The 24915-nt window shown below is 44.8% G+C and carries 22 protein-coding genes; 13 read left to right on the top strand and 9 right to left on the bottom strand.

Going from position 1 to position 24915, the window contains the following annotated elements; translation table 11 throughout:
• Window positions 1-91: 91 nt before the first annotated feature.
• Window positions 92-3340 (top strand): T9SS type A sorting domain-containing protein, encoded by a 3249-nt coding sequence (locus H6550_12265; GenBank protein ID MCB9046897.1) that lies wholly within the window; start codon window positions 92-94, stop codon window positions 3338-3340.
• 64 nt (window positions 3341-3404) lie between these two features.
• Here the strand turns inward: H6550_12265 and H6550_12260 are convergent, their stop codons facing one another.
• From H6550_12260 to H6550_12250, 3 genes are all read right to left on the bottom strand, one after another.
• The gene (locus tag H6550_12260) at window positions 3405-4016 is read right to left on the bottom strand and encodes a DUF1684 domain-containing protein (GenBank protein ID MCB9046896.1); all 612 of its coding nucleotides are present in this window, start codon (window positions 4014-4016) and stop codon (window positions 3405-3407) included.
• Window positions 4017-4069: 53 nt separating this feature from the next.
• Window positions 4070-5590, bottom strand: a complete 1521-nt coding sequence (lysS, locus tag H6550_12255; GenBank protein ID MCB9046895.1) for a lysine--tRNA ligase — start codon at window positions 5588-5590, stop codon at window positions 4070-4072.
• A 105-nt stretch (window positions 5591-5695) separates the two neighbouring features.
• Window positions 5696-6928, bottom strand: a complete 1233-nt coding sequence (locus tag H6550_12250) for a hypothetical protein (protein MCB9046894.1) — start codon at window positions 6926-6928, stop codon at window positions 5696-5698.
• A 434-nt stretch (window positions 6929-7362) separates the two neighbouring features.
• Here H6550_12250 and H6550_12245 point away from each other — a divergent pair, with 434 nt between their 5' ends.
• Window positions 7363-7743: a GxxExxY protein gene (locus H6550_12245; GenBank protein ID MCB9046893.1), complete on the top strand. Its 381-nt coding sequence runs from the start codon at window positions 7363-7365 to the stop codon at window positions 7741-7743.
• Between the two features lie 283 nt (window positions 7744-8026).
• Window positions 8027-8371, top strand: a complete 345-nt coding sequence (locus H6550_12240; protein MCB9046892.1) for a TfoX/Sxy family protein — start codon at window positions 8027-8029, stop codon at window positions 8369-8371.
• A gap of 41 nt (window positions 8372-8412) precedes the next feature.
• On the opposite strand, the gene H6550_12235 is transcribed toward H6550_12240, so the two are convergent.
• Both H6550_12235 and rffA read right to left on the bottom strand, forming a co-directional pair.
• On the bottom strand, window positions 8413-8958 hold the full coding sequence (locus tag H6550_12235; protein MCB9046891.1) for a GNAT family N-acetyltransferase: 546 nt from the start codon (window positions 8956-8958) through the stop codon (window positions 8413-8415).
• Window positions 8959-9165: 207 nt separating this feature from the next.
• Complete coding sequence (gene rffA / locus H6550_12230) at window positions 9166-10413, bottom strand: dTDP-4-amino-4,6-dideoxygalactose transaminase (protein MCB9046890.1); 1248 nt, start codon at window positions 10411-10413, stop codon at window positions 9166-9168.
• A gap of 236 nt (window positions 10414-10649) precedes the next feature.
• Between rffA and H6550_12225 the strand changes: the two genes are divergently transcribed.
• On the top strand, window positions 10650-11006 hold the full coding sequence (locus H6550_12225; GenBank protein MCB9046889.1) for a DoxX family protein: 357 nt from the start codon (window positions 10650-10652) through the stop codon (window positions 11004-11006).
• Here H6550_12225 and H6550_12220 read toward each other — a convergent pair.
• A complete protein-coding gene (locus H6550_12220) occupies window positions 11003-11401 on the bottom strand; it encodes a hypothetical protein (GenBank protein MCB9046888.1) in 399 nt (132 codons plus the stop codon). The genes H6550_12225 and H6550_12220 overlap by 4 nt on opposite strands.
• A gap of 210 nt (window positions 11402-11611) precedes the next feature.
• Between H6550_12220 and H6550_12215 the strand changes: the two genes are divergently transcribed.
• Complete coding sequence (locus H6550_12215; GenBank protein MCB9046887.1) at window positions 11612-12163, top strand: hypothetical protein; 552 nt, start codon at window positions 11612-11614, stop codon at window positions 12161-12163.
• An 83-nt stretch (window positions 12164-12246) separates the two neighbouring features.
• Entirely contained in the window at window positions 12247-13023 is a 777-nt protein-coding gene (locus H6550_12210) for a queuosine precursor transporter (protein ID MCB9046886.1), read from the top strand.
• Window positions 13024-13055: 32 nt separating this feature from the next.
• Here H6550_12210 and H6550_12205 read toward each other — a convergent pair whose 3' ends face one another.
• Together H6550_12205 and H6550_12200 are read right to left on the bottom strand one after the other, a co-directional pair.
• On the bottom strand, window positions 13056-14927 hold the full coding sequence (locus H6550_12205; GenBank protein ID MCB9046885.1) for a hypothetical protein: 1872 nt from the start codon (window positions 14925-14927) through the stop codon (window positions 13056-13058).
• A gap of 12 nt (window positions 14928-14939) precedes the next feature.
• Window positions 14940-15518, bottom strand: a complete 579-nt coding sequence (locus H6550_12200) for an RNA polymerase sigma factor (protein ID MCB9046884.1) — start codon at window positions 15516-15518, stop codon at window positions 14940-14942.
• Between the two features lie 215 nt (window positions 15519-15733).
• Here H6550_12200 and H6550_12195 point away from each other — a divergent pair, with 215 nt between their 5' ends.
• The 7 genes from H6550_12195 (at window position 15734) to H6550_12165 (ending at window position 22331) form a co-directional block, all read left to right on the top strand.
• The gene (locus tag H6550_12195) at window positions 15734-16561 is read left to right on the top strand and encodes an FkbM family methyltransferase (GenBank protein ID MCB9046883.1); all 828 of its coding nucleotides are present in this window, start codon (window positions 15734-15736) and stop codon (window positions 16559-16561) included.
• Between the two features lie 213 nt (window positions 16562-16774).
• The gene (locus H6550_12190; GenBank protein ID MCB9046882.1) at window positions 16775-16990 is read left to right on the top strand and encodes a hypothetical protein; all 216 of its coding nucleotides are present in this window, start codon (window positions 16775-16777) and stop codon (window positions 16988-16990) included.
• The gene (locus H6550_12185; protein ID MCB9046881.1) at window positions 16984-17289 is read left to right on the top strand and encodes a type II toxin-antitoxin system RelE/ParE family toxin; all 306 of its coding nucleotides are present in this window, start codon (window positions 16984-16986) and stop codon (window positions 17287-17289) included. Before H6550_12190 ends, H6550_12185 begins: the two co-directional genes overlap by 7 nt.
• 783 nt (window positions 17290-18072) lie before the next feature.
• Entirely contained in the window at window positions 18073-18513 is a 441-nt protein-coding gene (locus tag H6550_12180; GenBank protein MCB9046880.1) for a hypothetical protein, read from the top strand.
• A 108-nt stretch (window positions 18514-18621) separates the two neighbouring features.
• On the top strand, window positions 18622-20067 hold the full coding sequence (locus H6550_12175; GenBank protein ID MCB9046879.1) for an LptF/LptG family permease: 1446 nt from the start codon (window positions 18622-18624) through the stop codon (window positions 20065-20067).
• Entirely contained in the window at window positions 20067-20708 is a 642-nt protein-coding gene (locus H6550_12170) for a phosphatase PAP2 family protein (GenBank protein MCB9046878.1), read from the top strand. The genes H6550_12175 and H6550_12170 overlap by 1 nt, the downstream gene beginning before the upstream one ends.
• A gap of 12 nt (window positions 20709-20720) precedes the next feature.
• Window positions 20721-22331 (top strand): glycosyltransferase family 39 protein, encoded by a 1611-nt coding sequence (locus H6550_12165; protein ID MCB9046877.1) that lies wholly within the window; start codon window positions 20721-20723, stop codon window positions 22329-22331.
• Between the two features lie 67 nt (window positions 22332-22398).
• On the opposite strand, the gene H6550_12160 is transcribed toward H6550_12165, so the two are convergent.
• Window positions 22399-24804 (bottom strand): gliding motility-associated C-terminal domain-containing protein, encoded by a 2406-nt coding sequence (locus tag H6550_12160; GenBank protein ID MCB9046876.1) that lies wholly within the window; start codon window positions 24802-24804, stop codon window positions 22399-22401.
• Window positions 24805-24915: the final 111 nt, after the last annotated feature.

The following is a 24915-nucleotide window of genomic DNA, read 5'->3' as shown; positions in this document are numbered from 1 at the left end:
GATTCTCATGACAAAAAACTTTGCAATTTTTTAACAGGAATATCTATCTTTGAGACCATTGTTTTAAACATAGTACACAATAATTTTTAACATGATAAGAAAAGTATTTTCATTACTACCTGTTGTGCTGATGTATTTGGGTGTCGCCAAAGCACAATTGCCGTGTACCACGGTTGAGGCCAACGATACTTACAAGAAAGCATATCCTCAGATAGAGCAGTATGAAAAACAACTGAACCAGTTCATTGCTGAGGGCATGAATTCTATGAACCTTGACAGGGCTCGTGCTAAAGGAACAGAATTTGGCCCGGATGATCTGTTGCATATCCCGGTAGTTGTACACGTGATACACGATTACGGTAGTGTAGACTATGTGTCAGATAACGATGTCTTTAAACTTATTGATCAGATCAATGAGATATACCTGAAACATAATTCGGATACTGCTGATGTGATAGCTCCTTTCAAGAGTTATATTGGCAATCCAAAAGTTATGTTTCACCTGGCTACAAAAGATCCGCAAGGCAGGCCTACTACTGGTATCACTCACCGCAGGTCTTACCTGACAAATGGCGGCGACGACCAGGCTAAATTTGACCAGTGGGATCCATCATCTTACCTTAATATCTGGACAATTGCCAAGATAGGCAGGGGAATCTCTAATGGCGTAGTTGCGGCTTACGCAGTATTCCCGTCAAGTGCTGCTGCTTTTCCTTACCCTGATGGTATTATAACAAGCGCCGGCAGTATGCTTAAGAACAAAACTATTCCGCACGAAATTGGACACATACTTGGACTGTATCACACGTGGGGTAATATTGCCGTGGCTACAAATTGTACAGGTGATGATGAGGTAGACGATACTCCTCCAACTACTGGTCACTTCAGCAATGGAGACCCATATGGTGCAACTGCGTCAGGTTCTTGTAATAATGCAAGTTTGTATGACACTTCATGTACTAACAATGTAACCAGCTTGTCTAAAATAAAGATAGATCCTTTGGCTACCCCGGTTGTAGATAATGGAAACAAAGGTATAGACTACCTGCCACGTACCAACCTGTCTATACAATCAGTTAAGATATACCCAGCAAGCATCGGACAGGAATTTGAGATAACACACTACAAGCAAAATAGCTCTGGTGTGTTCAATGTAACGGACGTGTATAAGACCAAGACAGGTACCGTTGGTATTGATATGCTCGGAAGTGCTAATATAGTTACAAATTACACTGCAAAGGACAGATCATCTATTACATTTACTGCTTCAAAACATTTATGGATTGACTCTTTCAATGTTTATCCGAATACTATTGGCGACAGCATAGTTGTATTGCTGACGAAACAGAACGGAGATACGTTGAAGATGTTTAAAGGAAAGACAACGACAAATACAGGTGCACAGGTGATACCATTCAGCGCATTTGTTCCTAATGCTGCAGGTTATGTGTTGCAGGTAGTAAAAAACCCGGGACTGAAATCGGATACCCTTGTAAAATCAACTCTGGATAGTATCAACAGCAACAGCGCAAACCAGTTGAAAAAATTCAGGACAATCGATGGTGCTATCAGCTTTACAGAATTTGTTGACACAACCAACCAGGATCAGGGTACAAATGCAACATCTTACAAAGGCCGTTATAATTATTTGTACAATTGGTCTGTCAGGTACGATGCTTTGACAACTACAGATAGCGGCGAGCAGGTTGTAACCTTAGGTTATAAAGTAATACCTGATACTACATACAGGCTGACAGTTACTAAAAATCCAGGTCTGAAAAATGACGCTGTAGGTGGAGCTCCTTATGTGAAAAATATTCCTTGTATCATTGATGTTAGAAACGATACAAGCGATGGCAGGTATAACTTATTATACGAGCTGACTATCAGGTATGGCTACATCAAAAACTGTATTGACTATCCTGATACTGTTAATACTCAAAATATCATGGATTACGCAGATTGTCCTAAGATGTTTACCAAACAACAGGTTCAACGTATGCGCGCCACATTGGCCAGCAACGTTGGTAACAGGAATAAACTTGTAAGCGATACTACGCACGTAAGAACAGGTATCCTTGACAAAATTGGTGGTACTTATGGTGTAAAGAATGACCTTAAACCAATTCCCGATGTATCTGTTGAAAGAGCAAGCAGCTTAGGTCAGGATCGTTCATACTTCCTTTGTGCAAGCAGTAAGTTTGCCTTCAAACAAAGGAGCTGGAGAGACACTATCTCATCGGTTGAATGGACATTCAGCAATAACGCTACCAACCCTACAATAAACCAAACAAACCTGGGATTGACTACAGAGGTTAATAACTCATTTGGTGATCCGGGATGGGTTGACGTTACCCTGAAAGCAACAGGTAATAATACAGGTGATTCTACTATAGAGTTCAAATCATTGGTTTATGCTGCCGATGAAGTAAATAAGATCAACCCTCTCGATGGTTATTTCATGGAGTTTGACCAGAATGATGCAAATAACTCTGTAGAGAAATGGCCTATATTCAACTATTATAATAATGAGAATAAGTGGCACCTGGATAAAAATGCAGGTTACTACGATAACACATGTATCACTTACTCAGGATATGATAAAAGGGCTTTCCCGGCTTATTATGTAGGAACGCCAAAAGGTGATTTTGACGACTTCTTTACGCCAGCATTTGACCTTAGCGGTATGACTTCTACTGAGTGCAGGCTGAACTTCCTTTCTTCCGGTGCTTTCAGGGTATCTGACAGTAGGTTGATGAAAGATACACTTGAGATCAGCTACTCACTGGATTGCGGTCAGAACTGGCAGAAACTGGCTACTTTGACCAAAGGCGATATTGCTAACAAAGGTTATGTAGCTATAGAATATGCTCCGCTTTATTTCGGCGACTGGGATCTTAAGAGCTACGACATACCAATGAGCGCAAGGAAAGACAAAGTGTTCTTCCGTTTCCGCTACCACCCTGGTGTTGATGATATCAACAACAGTGCATCTTTAACACTGCCCGGAACCGGTAACAACTTCTATATTGACCGTATCAACATCAGCCCGTACAAACTGGGTGTTAATACCCTGCTGAATGATACCAGGAACATAGCACTGGCTCCGAACCCAACCAATGGTAGCTCTCAGCTGGTTATCAGGTCTTCGTCAAGGGAGATGGCACAGGTACTGGTTACAGATGTAACAGGTAAAGTAGTGTATACTACACAGCACCAACTGAACGGTGACATCAACACAATTGAGATACCTGCTTCTGCTATAAAAGTGAAAGGTGTTTATATGGTACACCTGTCTGCAGGTAATATGAACTATACTGAGAAACTGGTATCATTCTAATAGATACCTGATCCAAATATTGATGATAAAGCCGGGCTCGTCCCGGCTTTATTGTTTTTTATACTTAATGCTCCACCACTTTCCCGAAATTCATTTCGCCGGCAGGGATGGCCACGCTCAAGCGGTTCTCTTTGGGCGGGATGGGGCAGGAATAACCTGATGCAAAAGCACACCATGGGTTGTAGCATTTATTGAAATCGAGCTCGATAGTGCCGTCATGCACATCCTGTAATGAAAGGTCGAGGTAGCGGCCGCCACCATAGGTCTCATTATATGTAGTAGCATCTGTAAAGGGGACAAAGAGGTGGTCTTTATACTTAGGGTCTTTCAGCAGTTTGAGACTGCGGAGCACCTGCAGGCTTACCAGTGTATCGTTGATGTTGAAGGTAAGCAGCCCATACTGTTGGTATCGTTTGGTTTGGCCGCTGGCGGTGGGCATGTCAAAAGCTTTGGCATCCGGGGTGAGTGTGAGCCTTGCGGTAACCCTATATTGCTCATCTATGGGAAAGAACCTGAGAAAGCCCGTGTCGGCCGCGGTAAGGGGGCTGCGTTCCTCTGTAAGGAACTCTTCTTTATAGTGCTGCCTGTATTGGTTGATACTGTCTTTGTATGATGCCGGCTGTGCGCAGGCTGATGCGCAAATGGCCATCAGCAGTATGGAGGAATAGTGTTTCATGGTATTAAAGGTACAACAGCGGGAGGTAACCCCGCTGTTGTTATATATTGTTATTAATCTTCTGTTTTCTCAGGCCTCATCTGCGGGAACAGCAGTACATCCTGTATCGATGTATTGCCTGTCAGCAGCATGGCCAGCCTGTCTATACCGAAACCGATGCCGGATGTTGGCGGCATACCGTATTCCAGCGCACGCAGGAAATCATAGTCGATAAACATAGCTTCGTCGTCGCCGCGCTCCATCAGTTTTACCTGGTCTTCGAAACGCTCGCGCTGGTCTATCGGGTCGTTAAGCTCGGAGTAGGCATTGGCTATTTCTTTACCGTTGATCATGAGCTCGAAACGCTCTACCAGGCCCGGCTTGCTGCGGTGCTTTTTAGTCAGCGGGCTCATTTCTACCGGGTAGTCGATGATGAAGGTAGGCTGTATGTAGTGGTGTTCGCATTTTTCGCTGAACAGTTCGTCTATCAGTTTGCCGCGCCCCATGGTAGCATCTACTTCAATATGCAGTTGCTTGCAGGTAGCGCGCAGTTCGTCCTCGTTCATGCCGCTAACGTCGATGCCGGTATGTTCTTTTATGGCATCGTATATGCTGATGCGCTTGTATGGTGCTTTGAAGTCTATCTCAGTACCATCTATAGTTGTTTTTGTATTGCCGTTGGTAGCAATGGCTGTAGACTCCAGCAACTGCTCGGTAGTTTCCATCATCCACAGGTAATCCTTATATGCCACATAGAACTCCAGTACCGTGAACTCAGGGTTGTGGGTACGGTCCATACCCTCGTTGCGGAAGTTGCGGCTGTATTCATATACCCAGTCGAAACCGCCTACGATGAGCCTTTTCAGGTACAGTTCGTTGGCGATACGCAGATATAGAGGCATATCCAGCGCATTGTGGTGGGTAACGAAGGGCCTTGCCGCCGCACCGCCGGGGATGCTTTGCAGCACAGGGGTATCTACCTCCAGCGCACCACGCTCGTTGAGGAAATTACGGATGGCATTCTTCATCTTCGTTATCTTAACGAAAGTATCGCGAACACCGGGGTTCACTATCAGGTCGGCATAACGCTGGCGGTATTTGAATTCCAGGTCCGTAACCTCATCGTACAGTTCACCGTCTTTTTCCTTAACAATCGGCAGCGGGTGCAGCGATTTGGTGAGCATGGTGAACTCGCTGACATGCACCGATGTTTCACCCGTTTTGGTGGTAAATACATACCCTTTTATACCTATGATATCGCCAATGTCCAGCAGTTTTTTCCAAACGGTGTTGTACATGGTCTTGTCTTCGCCGGGGCAGATGTCGTCCCTGCGTACATAAGCCTGTATGCGGCCGGTGCTGTCCTGTATCACGGCAAAATTGGCCTTGCCCATATCGCGCACGCTCATTACCCTGCCTGCCAGGCATACTTCTTTATAGTCCTCGCCGTTCTCTCCGTTATAACCCTCTTTTATCTGCTTTGCAGTGTGTGTTACGGGGTATTCGGGTGCAGGGTAGGGGTCTATGCCCAAAGCCTGTAATTCCTTTAGTTTCTCCCTTCTTACTACTTCCTGTTCGCTGAGTGTTGCGTGCATGTATTACGATTGAAATACTTGTGGTTTTATTAAAATGTTTGCAAAAATAATAAGTTAACGGTCAACTGCCTAATAAGAATGACGGGTGATGCATAACAAATGGTGTCATTCTGTATCGTTTTGTATCGGTGGAGGGGTGGGGCGCTCAAAAAAAGCATCGCCTCCTTCTGCCTTTATTTCGTTATAATTTTCCTGCAACCTGGTCATGATCTCTTCGATGGTGAGCTTTGGGGGGTGACAATCTTGAGGGAATGCCGCCGGGCTGACGCCCTTGCTGAGCAGGTATTCACGCTCGGCCTGTGCCTGCGGGGTGCCTTTGTGGTAGTAGGTGGTTTTCCCCCTATCGCCCTCCCGCTGAAGCGGGATTTTATTCCGGGGAGACGGGGCGAGTGTATTATCCTGCGCGAGAAAACCCACTCCTACACCTCCCGCTATGGCGGGACAGGCTCTCCGAAGAGGGGAATCTTCCGGTACGAGTGATTTCCCCCTATCCCCCTGAAGGGGAGACGGGGCGAGTGTTTTTTCATTGACCGGCAGGTTCGGTTGTGGGTTTTCCTGTTGGGTGAACATGGTGGGGGCGGAGGGAGGTTCGGGTGTATCGTCGTTGGTGAAGTCGGTTTCAAAACCGGCGTCGTCCAGTTGTTCTTCGGCAAACTTTTTCAGCTCGCGCCATTCGTTGTATTTACGTTCGTGAGCTTCTTTCATCTGGTCCAGCTGCTCATTGGTGGGCACATAGTCCAGCACGCGGAGGCCTTTTTCCCTGTACTGTTCTGCCAGGTGCGGGTTATCGCGTACCAGTTGGGCACGTAGCCCGGGCATGTAGTCGGGCCCGTAGAATATCTCAGTTCGCAGGCCAAGGTCGTCATCAGGATGGCTTTTTGATGTGTTTGCTTTTTGTTCGGCAGGTGGCTCACCATACTTTCGCTGCCTGTCGTACCATTGGTGCTCTATCTTCATGTCCAGCTCTATGCCCCGCAGTATGGCAAAGGGGCTCAGCTCCACTTCTATTTCTTCTATGCGGTCTTTGAACTTGAAGTGTTTTTTCTGTTTGGTTTTGCCGGTTATGATATCGCGCAGGCATTTGCGTTTCAGCAGCATGGTGGCGTATTCCTGCTCCAGCCGTTGCTGTTCCTCGTCGTGGTATTGCTTTACCACTTTTTCGCGCAGGGCGGTCAACTCCCGCTCTATATACTGCCTGACATGTGGTGTGTTGATGAGCCTGCGGGCGGCTATTTTCAGTGCTTCGCCCTGCGCCTGCGGATAGGCCAGTTGGTAGGCTTTTTCTTTGTCGCCTGTAATGATGTAATGGTGGGCAAAGAGTTCGTGCTCTATTTTCATGGTGAAAGATTTTCCCCTCTGTTCCCTTAAGGGAGAGGGATTGGTGACATGATGGGATAATGTTTTTATTATCCGTTTATGATAGCAAAAATACGTTAATTATTTTAATTTATCAAAATTAATTGTCCGGATCAGGATTAGCGGGATTGTGTTGTGTATTCGTCTGAATCAGGATTAGCAGGATTATAGGATTTTCGGGATTGTGTTATGTGTATTCGTATGAATCAGGATTAGCAGGATTATAGGATTTTCGGGATTGTGTTATGTGTATTCGTCTGAATCAGGATTTTCAGGATTATAGGATTTTCAGGATGTGTTGTGTGTGTTTGTCTGAATCAGGATTTTCAGGATTATAGGATTTTCAGGATGTGTTGTGTGAGCGAAAGAATAATCCTGTGAATTTATTTTATCTTGTAAATCCTGATTCAGACAAGATGCAAGAAGAAGAGATAACTTATAAGATCATTGGTTGTGCAATGAAGGTGCATAATACTCTTGGAAACGGATTTCAGGAAGTTATCTATCAGCGTTGTCTTGCCATTGAAATGGATAAGGCAGGACTTAATTTTGGGCGAGAGGTTGAACAACCCATTTACTATGATGGCATAGAGGTTGGTACAAGAAGGGCTGACTTTATTGTAGAAAATGATATTGTCGTTGAGTTAAAAGCTCTGATACAGCTTGAGGATGTGCATATTGCCCAGGCTAAAAATTATGTTGTGGCTTATGACAGGACGACAGGGTTGCTTATAAACTTCGGTGCAAATAGTTTGCAGTATAAAAAGATATTTAATCCCGGGTGTAATATGGGGTAGTTTGTCTAAATCAGGATTTTCAGGATTATAGGATTTTCAGGATTGTGTTGTGTGTGTTTGTCTGAATCAGGATTTTCGGGATTTAATGATTTTCAGGATTGGGTTATTTGTATTCGTCTGAATCAGGATTTTCGGGATTGTGTTGTGTGTGTTTGTCTGAATCAGGATTAGCTGGATTATAGGATTTTCAGGATTTGTTATGTGAGCGAAAGAATAATCCTGTGAATATATTTTATCTTGTAAATCCTGATTCTGACAAGATGCACGAAGTAAAAAAATAACTATGGCATACAATGAAAAATTAAATGACAGAGTAAGAGAAGCGATGTCTGAATTGCCGAATGTTGAAGAAAAGCACATGTTCGGCGGTACCTGTTATATGCTGAACGACAAAATGTGTATTGGTATTGTGAGAGACGAATTAATGTGCAGGATAGGACCAGATGTATATGAACAAGCTCTTGAGCAGCCGGGATGCCGTGAAATGATATTTACAGGAAAGCCAATGAAGGGTTATGTATTTGTGGACGAACAAGCCGTAAAGTCAAACAAAGACCTCAACTACTGGCTGGATCTATGCCTGGCATTCAACAAGCATGCAAAGTCATCTAAGAAAAAGAAAAAATAAACTATTATAAACCGGTAGCCAACCATCACAGTTGAAGATGCTTATAGTACTGGAGCCCTTTGCTCCCATTCTTCTTTAGTTATTTTCAGCCAATCGCAGGTAAGGTCTTTCCACTTATACTTTTCAATATAACACAAGCCGCATTTTTCTAACACTCGTCTTGATGCCTTGTTCTCTTCATGGCAGGTTCCGATCACTTCATCCAGGTTCATAGTGTTGAAAGCGTATTCCAATACAGCATTTGTTGCTTCAGTTGCATAACCTTTTCCCCAGTATTTTGGTATAAAACGATAACCGACATCATAAAAATCGGTTTGGCCATTTTCAATGGTGGTGATAAATTTCAATCCACTCCACCCGATAAATTCGCCTGAAGACCTTTCGATAGTGGCCCATCTGCCGATACCATACTTTTCATACTGCCTGCGTACATTTTCTATAACCTCCCGGGCCTGACCGATACTACTAATAGGGTTGTTGCCTAAATATCTGTGTACTTCAGCATCGGAATCCAATGTAAACATCCCTATGTCATCACCCGGCTGAAATTCGCGTAAGATCAGTCTTTCTGTTTCGATATTTTTCATTTGTATTCTTTGCAGCCTGATATGCTCATCAACTAAGTTAACCAGAGTTGTTTAAATAACCGGTAGCCTTGTGTGATTTACTATTCATTCTGCCTGCCATATCTTATCCCCGGTTGTGACATAACATGCATAGCCCCCAACGGAGGTATACATTAATAAAATGCCGGGAAATATTCCCGGCACTTTGTATCTGTAAGTTTTGATCGTTTAATTCTTTTGCAGGAAAAAGCGCCATACTTTGTTGATGACCGTTTTTTGTTCTGCGATGGTCATGTCGGCATACATAGGCAGGCGCAGCAGACATTGGTCGTATTTGTCGCAGTTGGGCAGTTGCCTGCCGTCGTGCTTATCTTCAAAGAAAGATGAGCTGTGCAGCGGGTTGTAGTGGAATACGGCCGCTATGCCCATTGATTTAAGATACTGCCTCAGGTTCTCCTGCGTTTCGTGGTCGGGCAGTACTATGTAGAACATGTGTGCGTTGTGCTGTGCATATTCGGGCACTACCTGCAAGCGTGCATGGCCCAGTATCTCCAGTTCTTTCAGTTCTTCGTAATAGCGGTTCCAGATAGCCAGCCTCTTCTTCTGTATCTTATCTACCTGTTCCAGTTGCGCATACAGGAAAGCAGCGGTCATTTCGTTGGGCAGGTAAGAAGAACCAACATCTACCCATCCGTATTTATCTACTTCGCCACGCAGGAACTTGGTACGGTCGGTACCTTTTTCCCTGATGATCTCTGCACGCTCAGCAAAACAAGGATCGTTGATGAGCAGCATACCACCTTCACCGGAAACAATGTTCTTGGTTTCGTGGAAGGACATTGTACCCAGGTGACCGATAGTACCCAGGGCACGGCCTTTGTAATAAGCGTCTACGGCCTGTGCGGCATCTTCAACCACATACAGGTTATGACGGTGGGCGATGTCCATTACTATATCCATATCGGTAGCTACACCTGCATAGTGTACTACCACAATAGCTTTTGTTTTAGGGGTAATGAGTGCCTCGATGCTATTCTCATCAATACCTGGATGATCGCCAGACGAGTCGGCAAAGATGACATTGGCGCCACGCAATACAAATGCATTGGCAGTGGAAACGAAAGTATATGAAGGGACGATGACCTCGTCGCCCGGTTGTATATCTAAAAGTATGGCAGCCATTTCCAGCGCATCGCTGCATGAAGTGGTGAGTACGCAATCATTGACATTGTACATGGCCGCGAACAGGTCCTGGCATTTTTTCGTGTAGCTACCGTCGCCGCATAGCTTGCCCGAGGACAGTACACTATTGATGTACTTTTGCTCAAAGCCTGTCATGTGTGGTTTGTTGAAAGGTATATCAGTATCAGGTATGATATTCTTCCTTAAAGGCTTTATCAGCTCTTTATTTACAGCAACACCCGCTACATAGAGTGCTTTTGCCGCCAGTTTTAGTGCCAGTAAGTGAGTGATCATTGTGTTTTTGCTTTAGTGTTCTCAATCTTATCTCAGCCCAAATATATAAAGTGTATATGCATAAGATAAATAAAATGGTACCGGATAACATCCGTTTTGCATGTGGATAACAAGCTGTTAAGAAATGAGCATGACCTTGCAGCACATTATTGTAATTCGTAACTTTCCTGTTCAAAATCAATACTTTGGCAATATTCAGTAAACTTGGGGACTACAGGAATTTCGCGCTTTTGGTGATGCGCGTAGGTATTGGCTGTATGATGGTGCTGCACGGATACCCTAAAATGCTGGGCGGGCCTGAAAAGTGGGAGAAGATAGGCCATGCAGTGTCATTGGCCGGAATAGATGGTTATTTCACTTTCTGGGGATTTATGGCTGCTTTTGCCGAAGCCATAGGAGGCATACTGTTAGTATTGGGATTTTTATTCCGCCCTGCGGCGTTATTGTTATTGATAACTATGATAGTAGCGAGTATGAAACACCTGGATGGGGGAGATGGAATTTCGGGCGCTTCGCATGCCGTTGAACTGGCATTTGTATTCCTGGGCATGTTCATCCTCGGCCCCGGAAAATATTCGATAGATAAGAGTTAGGAAGCCATTCCCAGGTTAAAACTGTTCAGCACTTTGCGGTTGCCGCCCAATGCTGTCCTTATACCGTCGATGATATTATCGACGATGAAGTTACGTTTGCCGCGGGCCGAAGTGCGCTTACGGTTCACCAAATAGACATCATCTTCGAGCAAGGTGTAGATGAGCGGTAGTTTGGCATACTTGATATTGTCCAGCAACCTGTTGTACAGGTGAGTGCTTGACTGCTCTTCGTCGATGGGATTGATAATGAGTACATCAGGGTGGAGTTCTTCTATCATATCATTAACAGAAGTTTCTTTGCACCTGTATACCAGGAATCCCCTTTCTCGCAGCAACTCAGCGTCGGCCTCATGGTCGAACCTGTCTTTGCCGGTAAGTAATACTTTTAGTCGCATAACTGTAGGTTTTTGCTTACTTATATAAACGTAAAAATCGTGCCAATGGTTTGACGTAAATGTTAAATAATACTTACTTATGACAATAAGACGATATAAACCGTTTGTATGTTAATCATTTGACAATGCCGTGATAATAAATGTTAAAATATTATAAAATGCCATAGGTGTTTGCTATCTTTACAGCCCGTTTCAAAAAAACGTATACATATGGACTTCAAGGCTATTGATCTGACGCTGAATCATTTCAACATTGAGGATAAGGTATTGCTGGCGGACCTGCTGGCGAATACGCAACAGCAACGTTTTCCTGTATTGAACAATATTTCTGCAGAGCAGGTGTCGGCTTTACTGGGCGCACATAAAGCAGAACATGGCACAGGTATCGGTTTTATCAAAGATGGTTATGAAGATGTATTGGGTTTTGCAGGATTGCATTACCTGGCCGATGTAGAGTTGTATGAAACGGTATGCCAGTTGCAACCTGAATTTGCTGACAGGGCTAACTATGTTATTGAATACCTGGTATATGAGGCCTTCTCGAACCTGGGGCTGGATAAAGTTTGTGCCAGGGCATTGCCGGGCCATACCGATGAGGTTGTACTGAAAGAGAACGGATTTGTATGCCTGGGCGAGCGTGTGTTTGCCGAAGAGGGCCTGGAGACCATATGGAACTATTACGAACTGGAGAATGAAGCCAATATGACATCGGCGGAGGAACGCAACAGCTATGCTACCAGCGACTGGGACAGCATATTTTAAGCTGCCTGTACACACATTACTGAAATTTATTACTGTATCATATTATTCTGCCTATTTTTAGTGCAGCAAATTCACTTATCAATATGATACAATACATTCTGAAGGATAAGCCTACGCGCTTGTTCATTTTCCTCACCTCATTTTTTGTAGCCAACGCCCTGATAGCTGAGTGTATAGGCACCAAGCTTTTTTCGCTGGAGCTGTTAATAGGCAGAGAGCCTTCTCCCTTCTCATTGCTGGGCGAGAGCGGACTTACCTATACGCTTACCTGTGGTGTGCTGCTATGGCCGCTTGAGTTTGTGATGACCGATATTGTGAATGAATATTTCGGGGCCAAAGCTGTGCGGCGTATTTCATATATCGCCATCGGGCTGATCAGTTATGCCTTTGTGATGTTTTATGTGGCTATTGCCGTGCCGGCAGAGCAATCATTTTGGGTAGGCAGCCAGAAAGAGGCCGGTATACCTGATATGCAGGTGACTTTCAGCAGTATTTTCGGGCAGGGCATGTGGATCATTGTGGGTAGCCTTATCGCCTTCCTGGTGAGCCAGTTGCTGGATGTATGGATATTTCATAAAATAAAGAAAGTTACCGGCAGTAAGAAGGTGTGGCTCAGGGCTACGGGCTCTACATTGGTATCCCAGTTCATTGACAGTTTTGTGGTATTGTATATAGCTTTTCATATTGGCCGCGACTGGAGTATGCAGCGAGTGCTGGCTATTGGGCTGGTGAATTATTCGTACAAGGCACTGATGGCATTAGTGCTTACGCCTGTTATCTATATGGTAGAGCATAGGATAGATAACTTTTTAGGCAAAGAAACGGCTGAACAAATGAAAACAGCCGCTATGAATACATAGCGGCTGTTCCAGATCTTCGCAACGTTTGCCTGTTATTTGTTTCTTTTATACGGCTTATTGTTGCTCAACTTAAATGTCAGGTTAACCTGGAATTGAGTTTTGCCGTACAGTTCTTTGAATATTTGTTTTCTTCCGTCGCTGTTTTTCGAATTGTTCCATAGAGGTTGACTTATTCTGAAGTCTAACCTCTTGCCCTGGGCCACCTGGTAGCCAAAGCCAAGCATCGGACCGATGTTCAGGCTGGAACCAAAATCGCTGAGCAGTACATTAGGTTCAGTTTCGAATTTAGGCTCAGAAGTACTGTAGTATTCTTTTTCAGACAAGTATTTTTTCTCTACTTCCTGTATAGAGTTGATGCCGAAATTGTACCTGAGATCAGCACCTGCCATAAAGGTGAACTTATCTTTCGTATAAGTGATCAGTACCGGAACATCCACACCCATATAGCTATTGAAGTTGAAGTAGTGCTCCATAGAGTCATATTTGTATACTGACTGACCGTTGATAACGGTAGGCTCTACATTATTAATATAATCGTCCTGCATGTTCACGTGGTTGTTATTGAACTTAAACATGAACTTGGTCTCAGCCAGTATAGACCAGCGCTCACTTACCGCGAGGTTGCCTGCCAGGCCGGCATGGAAGCCGTAGTTGCCGTTGAAGGCAGCATTGGCACCTGCTACTATACCGGGGTAGAATTTAACCGCACCCATCCTGAATTTGGCATTGTGTACCATCTCTTCAAAGCGGCTGGGGTTGAAGTTCTTATTCTTATTCCTGTTCTGGTTGTGTTGACCCAGCTTTTCGTTGTTGCTATCCTGGCTGCCTGCATCATTCTTAGCAGATGGTGCTGCTGATGAAGGCATCATGTTGCTGCCCGAATTATTATCGTCTGCATTGTTCATAGCCAGTGCCTGTTTGCTGTCATCGGGCACTCTTACTTTCATCATGTCCTCACCGTTGAATATGGTATCCTTAACGGTTTTGCCATTAGAGGCAGTTTTCTCGTGGATCACCGTTTTCTGATACGGTACATCTTTGAATTGAGGATCAGGTTGTGTAGTTGTTACAGCATTTGACTTGCTGTTGTTAGTAGCTAACTTCTCAACAGGCGATTCTTTTGTATTGTTCTTATTATCGTTTGTATTGTTTTTAGTTGTTGTTTTTGCAACGTTATTCATGCCCTGGCCATTGTTGTTGGCAGGGGTGTTATTCATTGTGTTATTTGTCGCAGCTGATTTGTTTGCTGCTACAGGTGCAGTTGTACTGTTACTATTGCTTGCTACTACCGGTTGAGTGGTAGCTGCAGAGGCCGCTGTTTTGTTGTTTGCAACGGGAGCTTCTGTTTTAGCAGCATCGGCAGCATTCAGTTTATTAGTAGCTGCGACATTTGTATTAGCCGCGGCAACTATGTGGTCTTTGGTCACTGCTTTATGCGTAGTGGCAGACTGTGTACCTGTGTTAGCTGTAGTACTGCTGCTATGCGTATTGGCAGGAGCAGTGGTTACTGCATTGTCCGCAACATCTGCTACGGGAGCAGTGGCAGGCTGAGTATTGATGCTTTCAGCGCCATCGGGCAGGCTGTTCTCTACCGCAGTGCCCGCCAGGCCGGTGGCCGGGGTTTTGCTGCGGTTGGCAGCTATATGCTCGCCAGCACCATCACCTGTGCTGTTAAAGGACTGAGACATCTGGTAGCCACCTACAGATAATGTTGCCAACAGGGCAACACCGGCCACGTATGCGAACATACGGCGCCAATTAGTGGCAGCTGGAACCTTACTCACCGGCATTTGCTTGTCCAGGAGGTCGCGCATGTTGCCCCAGGCCCCCGCGCGCTCCTGCTCTTCGGCATCGCCTAAGCGCTGTCGTAGCAAATCGTCAATCTTGATCATGTTTTTATCCATGTGGATAAAATTTTATTTTTTATAATGTAATTGTAACTTTTCAATTTTTTCCTTCAATATCCTTCGTCCTTCAGATAAGTGCCATTTTGAGGTGCCCTCGCTGATGCCGAGCATTTTGCCGATCTCTTTGTGAGAGAACCCCTCCATGATGTACATATTGAAAACAGATCTTGTAGCGTCGGGCAACTGGTGCACTAACTTGAGCAACTGCTCGTAATACAACTTATCTGCGTGGTCTTTATGTACGTACTCATCTTTTTCCACCAGCATTATCTTTTCATTATAACGGGTATTCTGCTTCACATAGTCTGATACAGAGTGAAAAACTATTTTCCTTAACCATCCTTCAAAAGAACCCTGGAACGTGTACTGGTCGATCTTTTGAAAAGCTCTTAAAAAGCCGTTGTTCAAAACCTCCTCAGCCTGTTCGTAATGATCAATATACCTCCTTACTACGCCCATCATCTTTGGATAGAAAAGCTTGTATAACTGCTCCTGGCATGCGCGGTCGTTCTTAGCGCATCCATTAATGAGTTCTTCCAACTCACTGGCCTGTCCAGGTATCATCTTATATGCCAAAGCTATAGGCAAGTAACGGGTATAATTGATTTACAAACTATAAGACTGTTAAACATGGCATATAGTTGGGTAAACCACGCTACTTATTAAATCGGGATTAACAAATTACAATATCGTTGCTAATATAATCAGCTTAAAATATAATTCCCAAAAATGGCAGATTAAAAGATGCACAAAGCCGATACATTTTAGAATATAATGTATATTTACCCTATATCATTGATTTTGTGAAGATTAGAAAGATCATATCTGCCTACCGCACCAAACTGCTGGGCACTAAGACACAATACGAAGAGGTTGGGTTACTGGGCCGTGTTTTAACAGTTTCTGTTGGTACTATTAACAAAAAAACTGACAAAGATGATGCCTGGTGGTATGCTTTAGCGGCCAGATATAATAAAATATACGATATAGGGGCCAATGTGGGCTACTCGACCATACTGGCCTGCCTGGATCAACCGGGCAAGGAAATAGTGCTGGCTGACCCTAATCCGCTGGCGCTACAGCAGGCAAAAGAGAACCTGGAAAGGAACGGGCTGGGTGAGCATAAAACCTACATCAACGCTTTTGCAGGGGAGAAAAAGGGCGAGCAGGTAAAGTTCTATACGTTGGGTACCGGATCGGCCGGCAGCATGTTTGGCAGCCATGCCGACAGTGCCAAAGCCGTGAATGCTTTTTACATGGTAGACACCACCACACTGGACGATATGGTGCGGGAAACAGGTATGGTGCCGGAGCTTGTGAAAATAGATGTAGAGGCTGCGGAAAGCTATGTGCTGAAAGGCGCAACAGAACTGGCAGCGAAACAGCAAACCGTATTTATGGTAGAGATGCATGCACCGTCCGAAATGCCGATGCTGAAAAATGCGGGGTTGATACTGGACTGGTGTGTTGCCAACCAATACTCTGCTCATTACCTGAAAGAACATGCACCGCTTACATCTCCTGAACAGATAGCCCATCGTGGCAGGTGCCACCTGCTGTTGCTGCCTGAGGGTATGGCTTATCCTGAATATTTGAGGAGTATTACAGAGGGGGATGAGGTCGTGTTTTAGATATTGGACGATGGTCCCGCTATTCCACTTAAAGGGGAGACTAATATTGTATGTTAGATGTTGGTCCTGTTGGGTAAATCAGGGGATTGACATCATTGTAAACGTAGTCGGGGATACGCTTAACAGGGATAACACTGGCCAAATGGGAAAGAAAACAATTATCAGCCCGATGTTATGTTTCCGGTAATTCGTAAATTTGAGTAAACAGATGTTATGGCGCAGACATTGGATAATGAATTGAGGATGTTTATAGATCAACTGAACAGTGAACAAAAGGAGTCGCTGTTGAGTATTATTAAGGCATTTTTCAAAAAGAACCGTACATCTGTAGAACAATATAATATAGAGATAGACGCAGCCATGATGCGTATGCAGGCTGGTGAATATATCAGTCAGCGGGACGTAGAGAAAGATGCTGAACAATGGTGAGTTCTTTACGCACCATATTCTGGGATAAAGAAGCAAGGAACTATCTGAAAGAAGCGATAAGCTATATCCGTAAAGATTCACCACAGAATGCAGATCTGGTAAAAGAACGAATACTTTCATCCATACGACAATTGTGTGAAAACCCTTACAGGCATCCCGCAGATAAATTCAGACGAAATAATGACGGTAGTTATCGTGCATATGAGATAACAAGGTTTCGTATAGCTTATCATGTTTCGCAAGAAGCTATTTATATTCTTAGGATAAGACATGTAAGTATGGAGCCGAAGGATTATTAGTGTTTGGATTTTTAGATGATGGATCTTTGATATGTATCTCGTCAATCAGGGGATTGACATCCTGTTAAACGTAGTCGGGGACTACGCTTAACAGGGATAGGGTTTGGATGATTGTCCCCCTATCCCCCTAAAGGGGAGACTAATATTGGGTGCTTGATGTTGAATAATGGATCTTTGTTTAGTCTATTGAGATATTGACGGCAGAAAGAACTTAGTTGTGCTCAGTTATTATCTGAATTTATTTTATAGCTACCGGCTACAAACCGGCGGTAGTGTTTTAGAGAATTATCAACTTAATAACCTGACGATTGCAAAAGAAGAATACGTTAAGGATCAGTATAATAATCACCTTGATTCACTTTGTTTTAGGTAACATTTTGGCAAAGTATGATATTTCTATTGTACTCGATATAGTATTTTTGCCCTATACATTTGTTGCCGGACTATCCTACCTTGTAGGTTGGGACTCCCTGAGCTATATTCTTGAGTTGGTTTCGTTAGCTATCGTCTTTTCTATTGTATATTTTATCATGAGGCTTTTTCAAAAATGAAGTGTTGAACCAGCCATAGTAATACGGTAGAAGTTTCTCTTGCACCAAGCCAAAGGCTGCTACTTCTTCCTGTTCATAATTCAGTAACCGACAGGTAACCTTGTCTTTACTATTTATTGTTTTTACAGGAATAGCTTCGCAGTTAAGAAATTATTGGTACAGTAAGCATAAATAAACACCTGTGTAAAATGGGGGACTATGTTCATAGTCCCCTTTTTGCTAATTTGGAGGCGTGAAAAGATCTCCCTGGTTAATGATATTGCCTGTGGCCTACCTGCTGTTGCTGTATGTGTCGCAATGGTGGTATATAGAGTTTGCAGACCATGCCAAAGTGGTGCTGCACGGTTTTCCGCTGGCATATACAGGCCCGTTGCACGATGGTGCGCCGGGGTTGGAATTGTACCTGATGGAGGGGATAGGGGATTACCTGTTCTATGCAGTCGTGATGTATGCCATATACCGGTTGATGAAGCCTTATTTTACGCATATCATTTTACCTAAAATGGCATATGCTGTAATGTGGGGAATTGTATCGCTGCATCTGCTGTTTTATATGTTCACATTGGTTGTTCCCGGTAAGCTGCATATATATGGGCGTATACCTTATGTAGTATCTCATATGCTGGAAAAAGGTTTTTCATTCGGGTGGATGGAGCCTGAGACTGGTGAGTAAACTTTTCTTCGATAAGTTGCAATGTCCCAATAAATGGTTAATAATGCTATGTAATCCAATGAAATAGCCTTGTTTTTAATTAGGTTTGTGCAAATTTTCAACCTGTTGATAAAAAAGCTGGACATACTGATCATCAAGAGCTTTATCGGGCCTTTTATCGTCACGTTCTTTGTTACCCTTTTCGTACTGGTGATGCAGTTCTTCTGGCTGTATATGGACGAACTGCTGGGCAAAGGGCTGGGTGCCTGGATGATCATCCAACTGCTGTTCTACATGTCTACCACGCTGGTGCCGCTGGCATTGCCATTGGGTATCGTGCTGGCATCTATCATGACCTTTGGTAACCTTGGGGAGAATTTTGAACTGGTAGCTATCAAATCAGCGGGAATATCGCTGCTCAGGTTCATGAGGCCGCTGTTCTTTTTTATCGTGTTCATCGCAGGCGCGGCATTTATTTTCAGCAATAATGTGATACCCTATGCCAACCTGCGGGCATTGTCTTTATTGTACGACCTGCGCAACTCCAAGCCCGCGTTCAACATCAAGGCAGGCCAGTTCAACCGGGATATGGATAACTACTCGATAAGGGTAGGTGAGAAGGATAAGGACGGGCGTACTATCAGGAATGTCATTATCTACGACCATAGCTCGGGCATGGGCAATGACAAGGTGACCTTAGCAAAAGAAGGGGAGATGCTTTCGTCGCCGGACAAGCAGTATATGGTGTTCAGGCTGAAAGATGGCTGGCGTTATGAAGAATATACCAATAAGGACGGCTCGGAGAATTATGAGCAGGTAAGGATGAACTTCAAGCAATGGGATAAGGTGTTCGACCTGTCCTCGTTCAAAATACAGCGTACCAACCAGGACCTGTTCAAGAACGCTTACCAGATGATGAATGTAAGCCAGCTGAGTTCTGAGATAGACAGCCAGGAACGCTACTATGCCAAGGTGCCGGATAAGATATTCAATTACCTGTCGCCGTACCTGAGTATTACATCAAAAGACAGTACAGAAGACCTGCCTGCAAAAGTAGCTGCTGTAAAAGCGGCGCCTGCTCAATATGATTCTTCGTTCATCACCCTTGTGCCCGATACGCTGAGAACAAGGGTGCTGCAACAAGCCAACAGCCAGGCACGCAGCAGTAAGAACCTGGTAGAAGTAACCGTATCGGATATGACACTACGTCGCATGAACTACGCAACCTACAAAATAGAATGGCACAGGAAATTCACGCTGTCGTTTGCCTGTATCCTGTTGTTCCTTATCGGAGCGCCGCTAGGGGCTATCATACGTAAGGGCGGACTGGGTATGCCGCTTGTGGTGGCTATTGTGTTCTTCGTGGTCTTTCATATCATGTCCATCACGGGAGAGAAGCTGGCACGTACCGAGGCTGTTGAGTCATGGATAGGCATGTGGATGGCTACGGCCATGTTACTGCCGATCGCTTTCATCCTTATCCGACAGGCTCGGAACGACTCACAGATATTCTCAAAAGAATGGTACCTGCGCATATGGAATGCCATAGCGGGACTGTTCAAAAAGAAAGCCTGATGCAGAAGCCTTATACTTCATACAATCCGTACTTCCTGGTGCCGTTTGGTACCTGGCTGGTAGCAGGTGGTATATTGCTGGCCGGGCAAGGTGATGAAGCTATTTTCAAGTTTGTGAACCTGCACCACAATTCATTCCTGGATGTGTTCATGTATCGTGCTACATTATTGGGTGAGGGGGCTGTGATTACATTAGTACTGCTGATATTGTTGGGTATGAACAAGCTGCGCAACTGGTGGTATTTCACCGCAGCGATACTTTGTAATGTATTGCCCTCCATCATTACACAGGTGATAAAAAGAAGTGTAGATGCACCAAGGCCGCTTAAGTATTTTAACGAGGCCCCCTGGATACATAGCCTGCCTGAGTGGCCACGGTTGATGGAACATAGTTTCCCTTCGGGGCATACCTGCGGTGCTTTCGGATTTTTTACTTTCCTGGCGCTGTTGCTGCCCGCCAGGTACCGGGTGTGGGGACTTCTATTATTCGTTTGTGCGCTGCTGGTGGCTTACTCACGTATCTATCTCGCCGTGCATTTTATGGCCGATGTGTATGTGGGCAGTATCATTGGTACAGGGTTCACATTGCTGGTAGTTACTCTTATGAACAGGTACCAGTCAGTATTTTTTAAAAAGGTATAGTAATATTGTGCTATGGCTTCTTCGCAAACAAGGTACATCATCATAGCACTGGCTGCTGCATGCCTGTTCTTCCCTTTCCTGGGGCAGGTGCATTTGTTCGATTGGGATGAGATCAATTTTGCCGAGTGCGCCCGCGAGATGATGGTGACCAACAATTACCTTCAGGTGCAGATAGATTACCAGCCATTCTGGGAGAAACCCCCTGTTTTTATATGGATGCAGGTACTGGCTATGAAGCTGTTTGGCGTAAATGAATATGCCGCACGTTTCCCTAATGCCTTTATCGGGGTTGTGACATTGCTTACACTGTTCTATGCCGGCAAGCGGGTGGTGAATGAAAAGATGGCTACATGGTGGGTAGCCTTATATGCCGCTACATGGCTGCCACACTTCTATTTCAAGTCGGGCATTATAGACCCCACTTTTAACCTGTTCATATTTCTTGCGTTCTTCCAGGTGTATTTAATAAGACATGGCAACAGGCCCTGGTTGCACGCGGTATTATCAGGTGTGTTCCTTGGTATGGCAGTGTTGACAAAGGGACCTGCAGCGATATTGATTGCCTTGCTTGCATTTGGTGTATATGTTATAATCAACAGAGGCATCAAAGGTTTTAAATGGTTGCATTTCCCAGTTATCGCCGTTATGGCATTTATTACTACCTGCATATGGTTCGGGCTGGAAGTGCTGAACCATGGCTGGTGGATGGTGAATGAGTTTATCACCTACCAGGTACGCCTGTTTCAGACCGAAGATGCCGGACATGGTGGCCCGTTCTTTTATCATTTTATCATCCTGTTGCTGGGCTGTTTCCCGGCGTCTGTTTTCCTGTTCCATAAGTCGACAACCAACGAAGAGGTACAGGTAAAAGACTTTAAGCGCTGGATGTGGGTGTTGTTTTGGGTAGTGCTGATATTGTTCTCCATTGTCAAGACGAAGATCGTGCACTACTCATCTATGTGCTATTTCCCGCTTACGTTCATTGCCGCTTTGCACATTCATAACATAGTGTCCGGGAAGGAAAATGCGGGCAGCGTGGTGAAGATTTTACTGGGCATTATAGGTAGCCTGCTGGCATTGGCTATCACCTTGTTCCCGGTTGTTGGGCTGTATAAGGACAAGCTCATTCCATACATCAAAGACCCCTTTGCCGTGGCTAACCTGCAGGCCGATGTGAGTTGGAGTGCAGCAGAAACACTCTGGGGTATATTTTACCTGGTGGGAATAATAGCAGCGGTGGTATTGATGTCGAAGAATATCCGTAGAGGTATTATTGTATTGTTTGCTGTGCAGATCGTTATTATACAGGTTACCGTACTGCATTTTACCCCCAAAATAGAAGCGTACTCGCAAAGGGCTGCTATTGAGTTCTTTGAATCGCTGGAAGGTAAAGATGTATATGTAAAAGTGCTGGGTTATAAAAGCTACGCACACCTGTTCTACACCAAAAGAATGCCGCAGGCTAACCCCAACCACTATAATGAAGAATGGCTGCTGTATGGTGATGTGGACAAGCCTACGTACTTTATTTGCAAAATAATGAATGCCGATGCTTACCGCACATTACCACAGCTTGAAGAGATAGGCAGCAAAAATGGTTTCGTGTTCTTTAAAAGAAAGTGATCAGGCAAAAAAGTGAAGCCGCTACTCTTACAGTAGCGGCTTAATATATAGAAGATAGGTTTTGGTATTATCTCACTAATATCACCTCTCCCGATTGGTTGATGGTCTCGTTTCCACAGTTGAAGCTGATGAGGTAGAAATAGGTGCCGATGTCTGCCGGTTTGCCATTCATGGTACCATCCCATCCTGTGTGTGCATTGGCTGTTTCAAACACTGCCTGTCCGTACCTGTTCACAATACGGAAGGTCTTCACCTGCCTGTTGCCTACTGTTATGGGACGGAACAGGTCGTTCCTCGAGTCGCCGTTGGGTGTAAAAGCAGTAGGGAAGGACATTTCGCAGCAAGGCTTAGTGGTCACCATCATGCTGTCTTTGTTGGTACAGCCGTAAATGTCCTCTACTTCTACATAGATGCGGCTATCAAAGTCGACCCTTGCATAAGTAACAGCATCGTTGCTGTAACTGTCAAAGAACCTTTCAGGTGACCATTTGTAAGCAGCATTCGGTTCTATTACTCCGACACTTACTTTCAGGCTGTCACTCGCGCAGATCACATCGCCTTCTTTGTAGTTCTGAGCTGTTATAGTAGCATCAGGTTTTGGGTGTACGGTAACTGTTTCGGTAGTAACAGATGTACAACCTTTATCTTCCACTGTTACTTTAATGTTCTTTGTTCCGGCAGTTGCCCAGTACACGCCATGCGCACCCTGGCCTGTAGCTTCATGAGTGATGAGCCCGCCGTCAAAATCCCAGTCAAATGATCTCAGTCCTTTGGTGTAGTTGTCTGATGCAATGAGGATATCCTGGCCTACGCATGCGTCAGATTTTGCCGATATGTTGGCATAAGGCAAAGGTTTCACAGATATGTTCTGTGTATACTCATCGCTCAGGCAGCCGGTATTGCCCACACGCAGTTTCACCTGGAATTGTCCCGGTGTATCCAACCTGATGACCAGCGGCCCCTGGTCGAAGCCTCCGTTCATAATGGTGGTTCCCTTATCTGGTAATATCCAGTTGTATTGTGATGTAGGGTCAGCACTGCCGTAATAGCCCAGCGTAAGTTCCTCGTTGGCGCATAGTTCTTTTTTGTTGGCCAGTATCAGGCCGTTGGGCTTGAATGTGACCACCACGTCTATCTTATTACGGTCGCTTTCGCACCCGTTCACGGTTTGGGTAACAAAATATTCCAGGCTTTGCAGTTTTGAAGTATTGGGTGTAGGAGCTGTCTCAGTATGGATAGTGCTCACGGGGCTGTAATACCATTTCAGGTTATCGCCAAAGGCATATAACTGGTCAGCAGGGGCTTCCTCGCAATAATAAACGGGTGTAGTAACAATAGGCACAGCCGGCTTGCGTGCGGCAGTGAAGTTCACCAGTGTTCTTTCGGAACTTTCGCATCCATTTACTGTTTGCGTTACATAATAAGTAAGGCTGTTGGGTGATGAAGTGTTTATAGTAGGCGCTACCGGTAGTGGTGAACCTCCGCTTGGTATATAGTACCATTTGGGATCTGTGCCATTGATGGTTATCTGTTCAAATTGTTCGTTAAGGCAGTAATGAAGTTTACCATCTATAGTAGGAGCGGGAGGGTCTGTAAACATAACATTCACCACTGCCTCTTCTGATGTCAGCGTGCCTTCGGTTACGGTACAGGTATATTTACCTGCTGTTGCAGCCGTCAGTCCGCCCGGCAGGTTGTAGGGGTTCCCGGTACCTACCGTAACACCGTTATACTTCCAGGTAAATACCGGATTGTTGATATACGATTCTGTTGTTGCTGTCAGTGAAACATAGTCGTATAAACAGTAATTGCTTTTATTAGGTGTAATAGTGATCTCCGGTTTTGGAATTCCTTTTTCAAATACGATGTTGCCACTGAATGCCTGCCCGTTCTGCTGACTGTTGTTGGGAAACAGACCCCACGGCAGTCCTGTGGTAGATAATGTTACATTATTGGTAGTGAAGGAGCCGGGTGTGGCAGGAGTTGTAGTATTACCTACCGCGGCTATCGAGTCGGAACATACGAGTACGAACCTGTATGTACTATTGGGCGGTACAACAACGCCCTTTATACCTGTCAAAACCTGTACCACACCATTGGCAACGGTAGAAATATTGGCTGATGAATCGGCAAAGACCCAACCTGTAGCCGGACCTACCGGAGCTGTAGCAGTGCTGCTCTCGTTATACCATAATGCATATCGACAATTGTTCTGGCTGTAGTTGATGACCGGGGGGCCGGCTATGGTAGCAGAGGCAATATGCAGGTTGCCCACCTCCCTGATGGCTATAGCGTAAGTATTGGCATTCTTTACGGTAAAACTAAGGTAGCCAGGTTCGGCAGCCAGGATATTTACCCCGGGGGCATTGGTGTAAGCGGTATTTATCTGGGTGGTTTGTGCGGAGGTGGTAGCTGCACAAACCACCAGGATCATCCCTGCCGCTAAATGACGGATAGTAGATGTATAAGCCATATGGTTCTTTTTGTTTAACTGAATGACATATACATTTTTTAAATAGTTGGGTAGGAAAATAGCCGGGCATAAAAAAAGCCCGCAAATGCTTGCAGGCTTTATATTAAATTG

This window comes from Chitinophagales bacterium (assembly GCA_020636495.1).
Classification (GTDB): Bacteria; Bacteroidota; Bacteroidia; order Chitinophagales; family Chitinophagaceae; genus UBA5543.
Note: the sequence above shows the minus strand (reverse complement) of the source record. Positions and strands in the feature narration are given on the sequence as shown.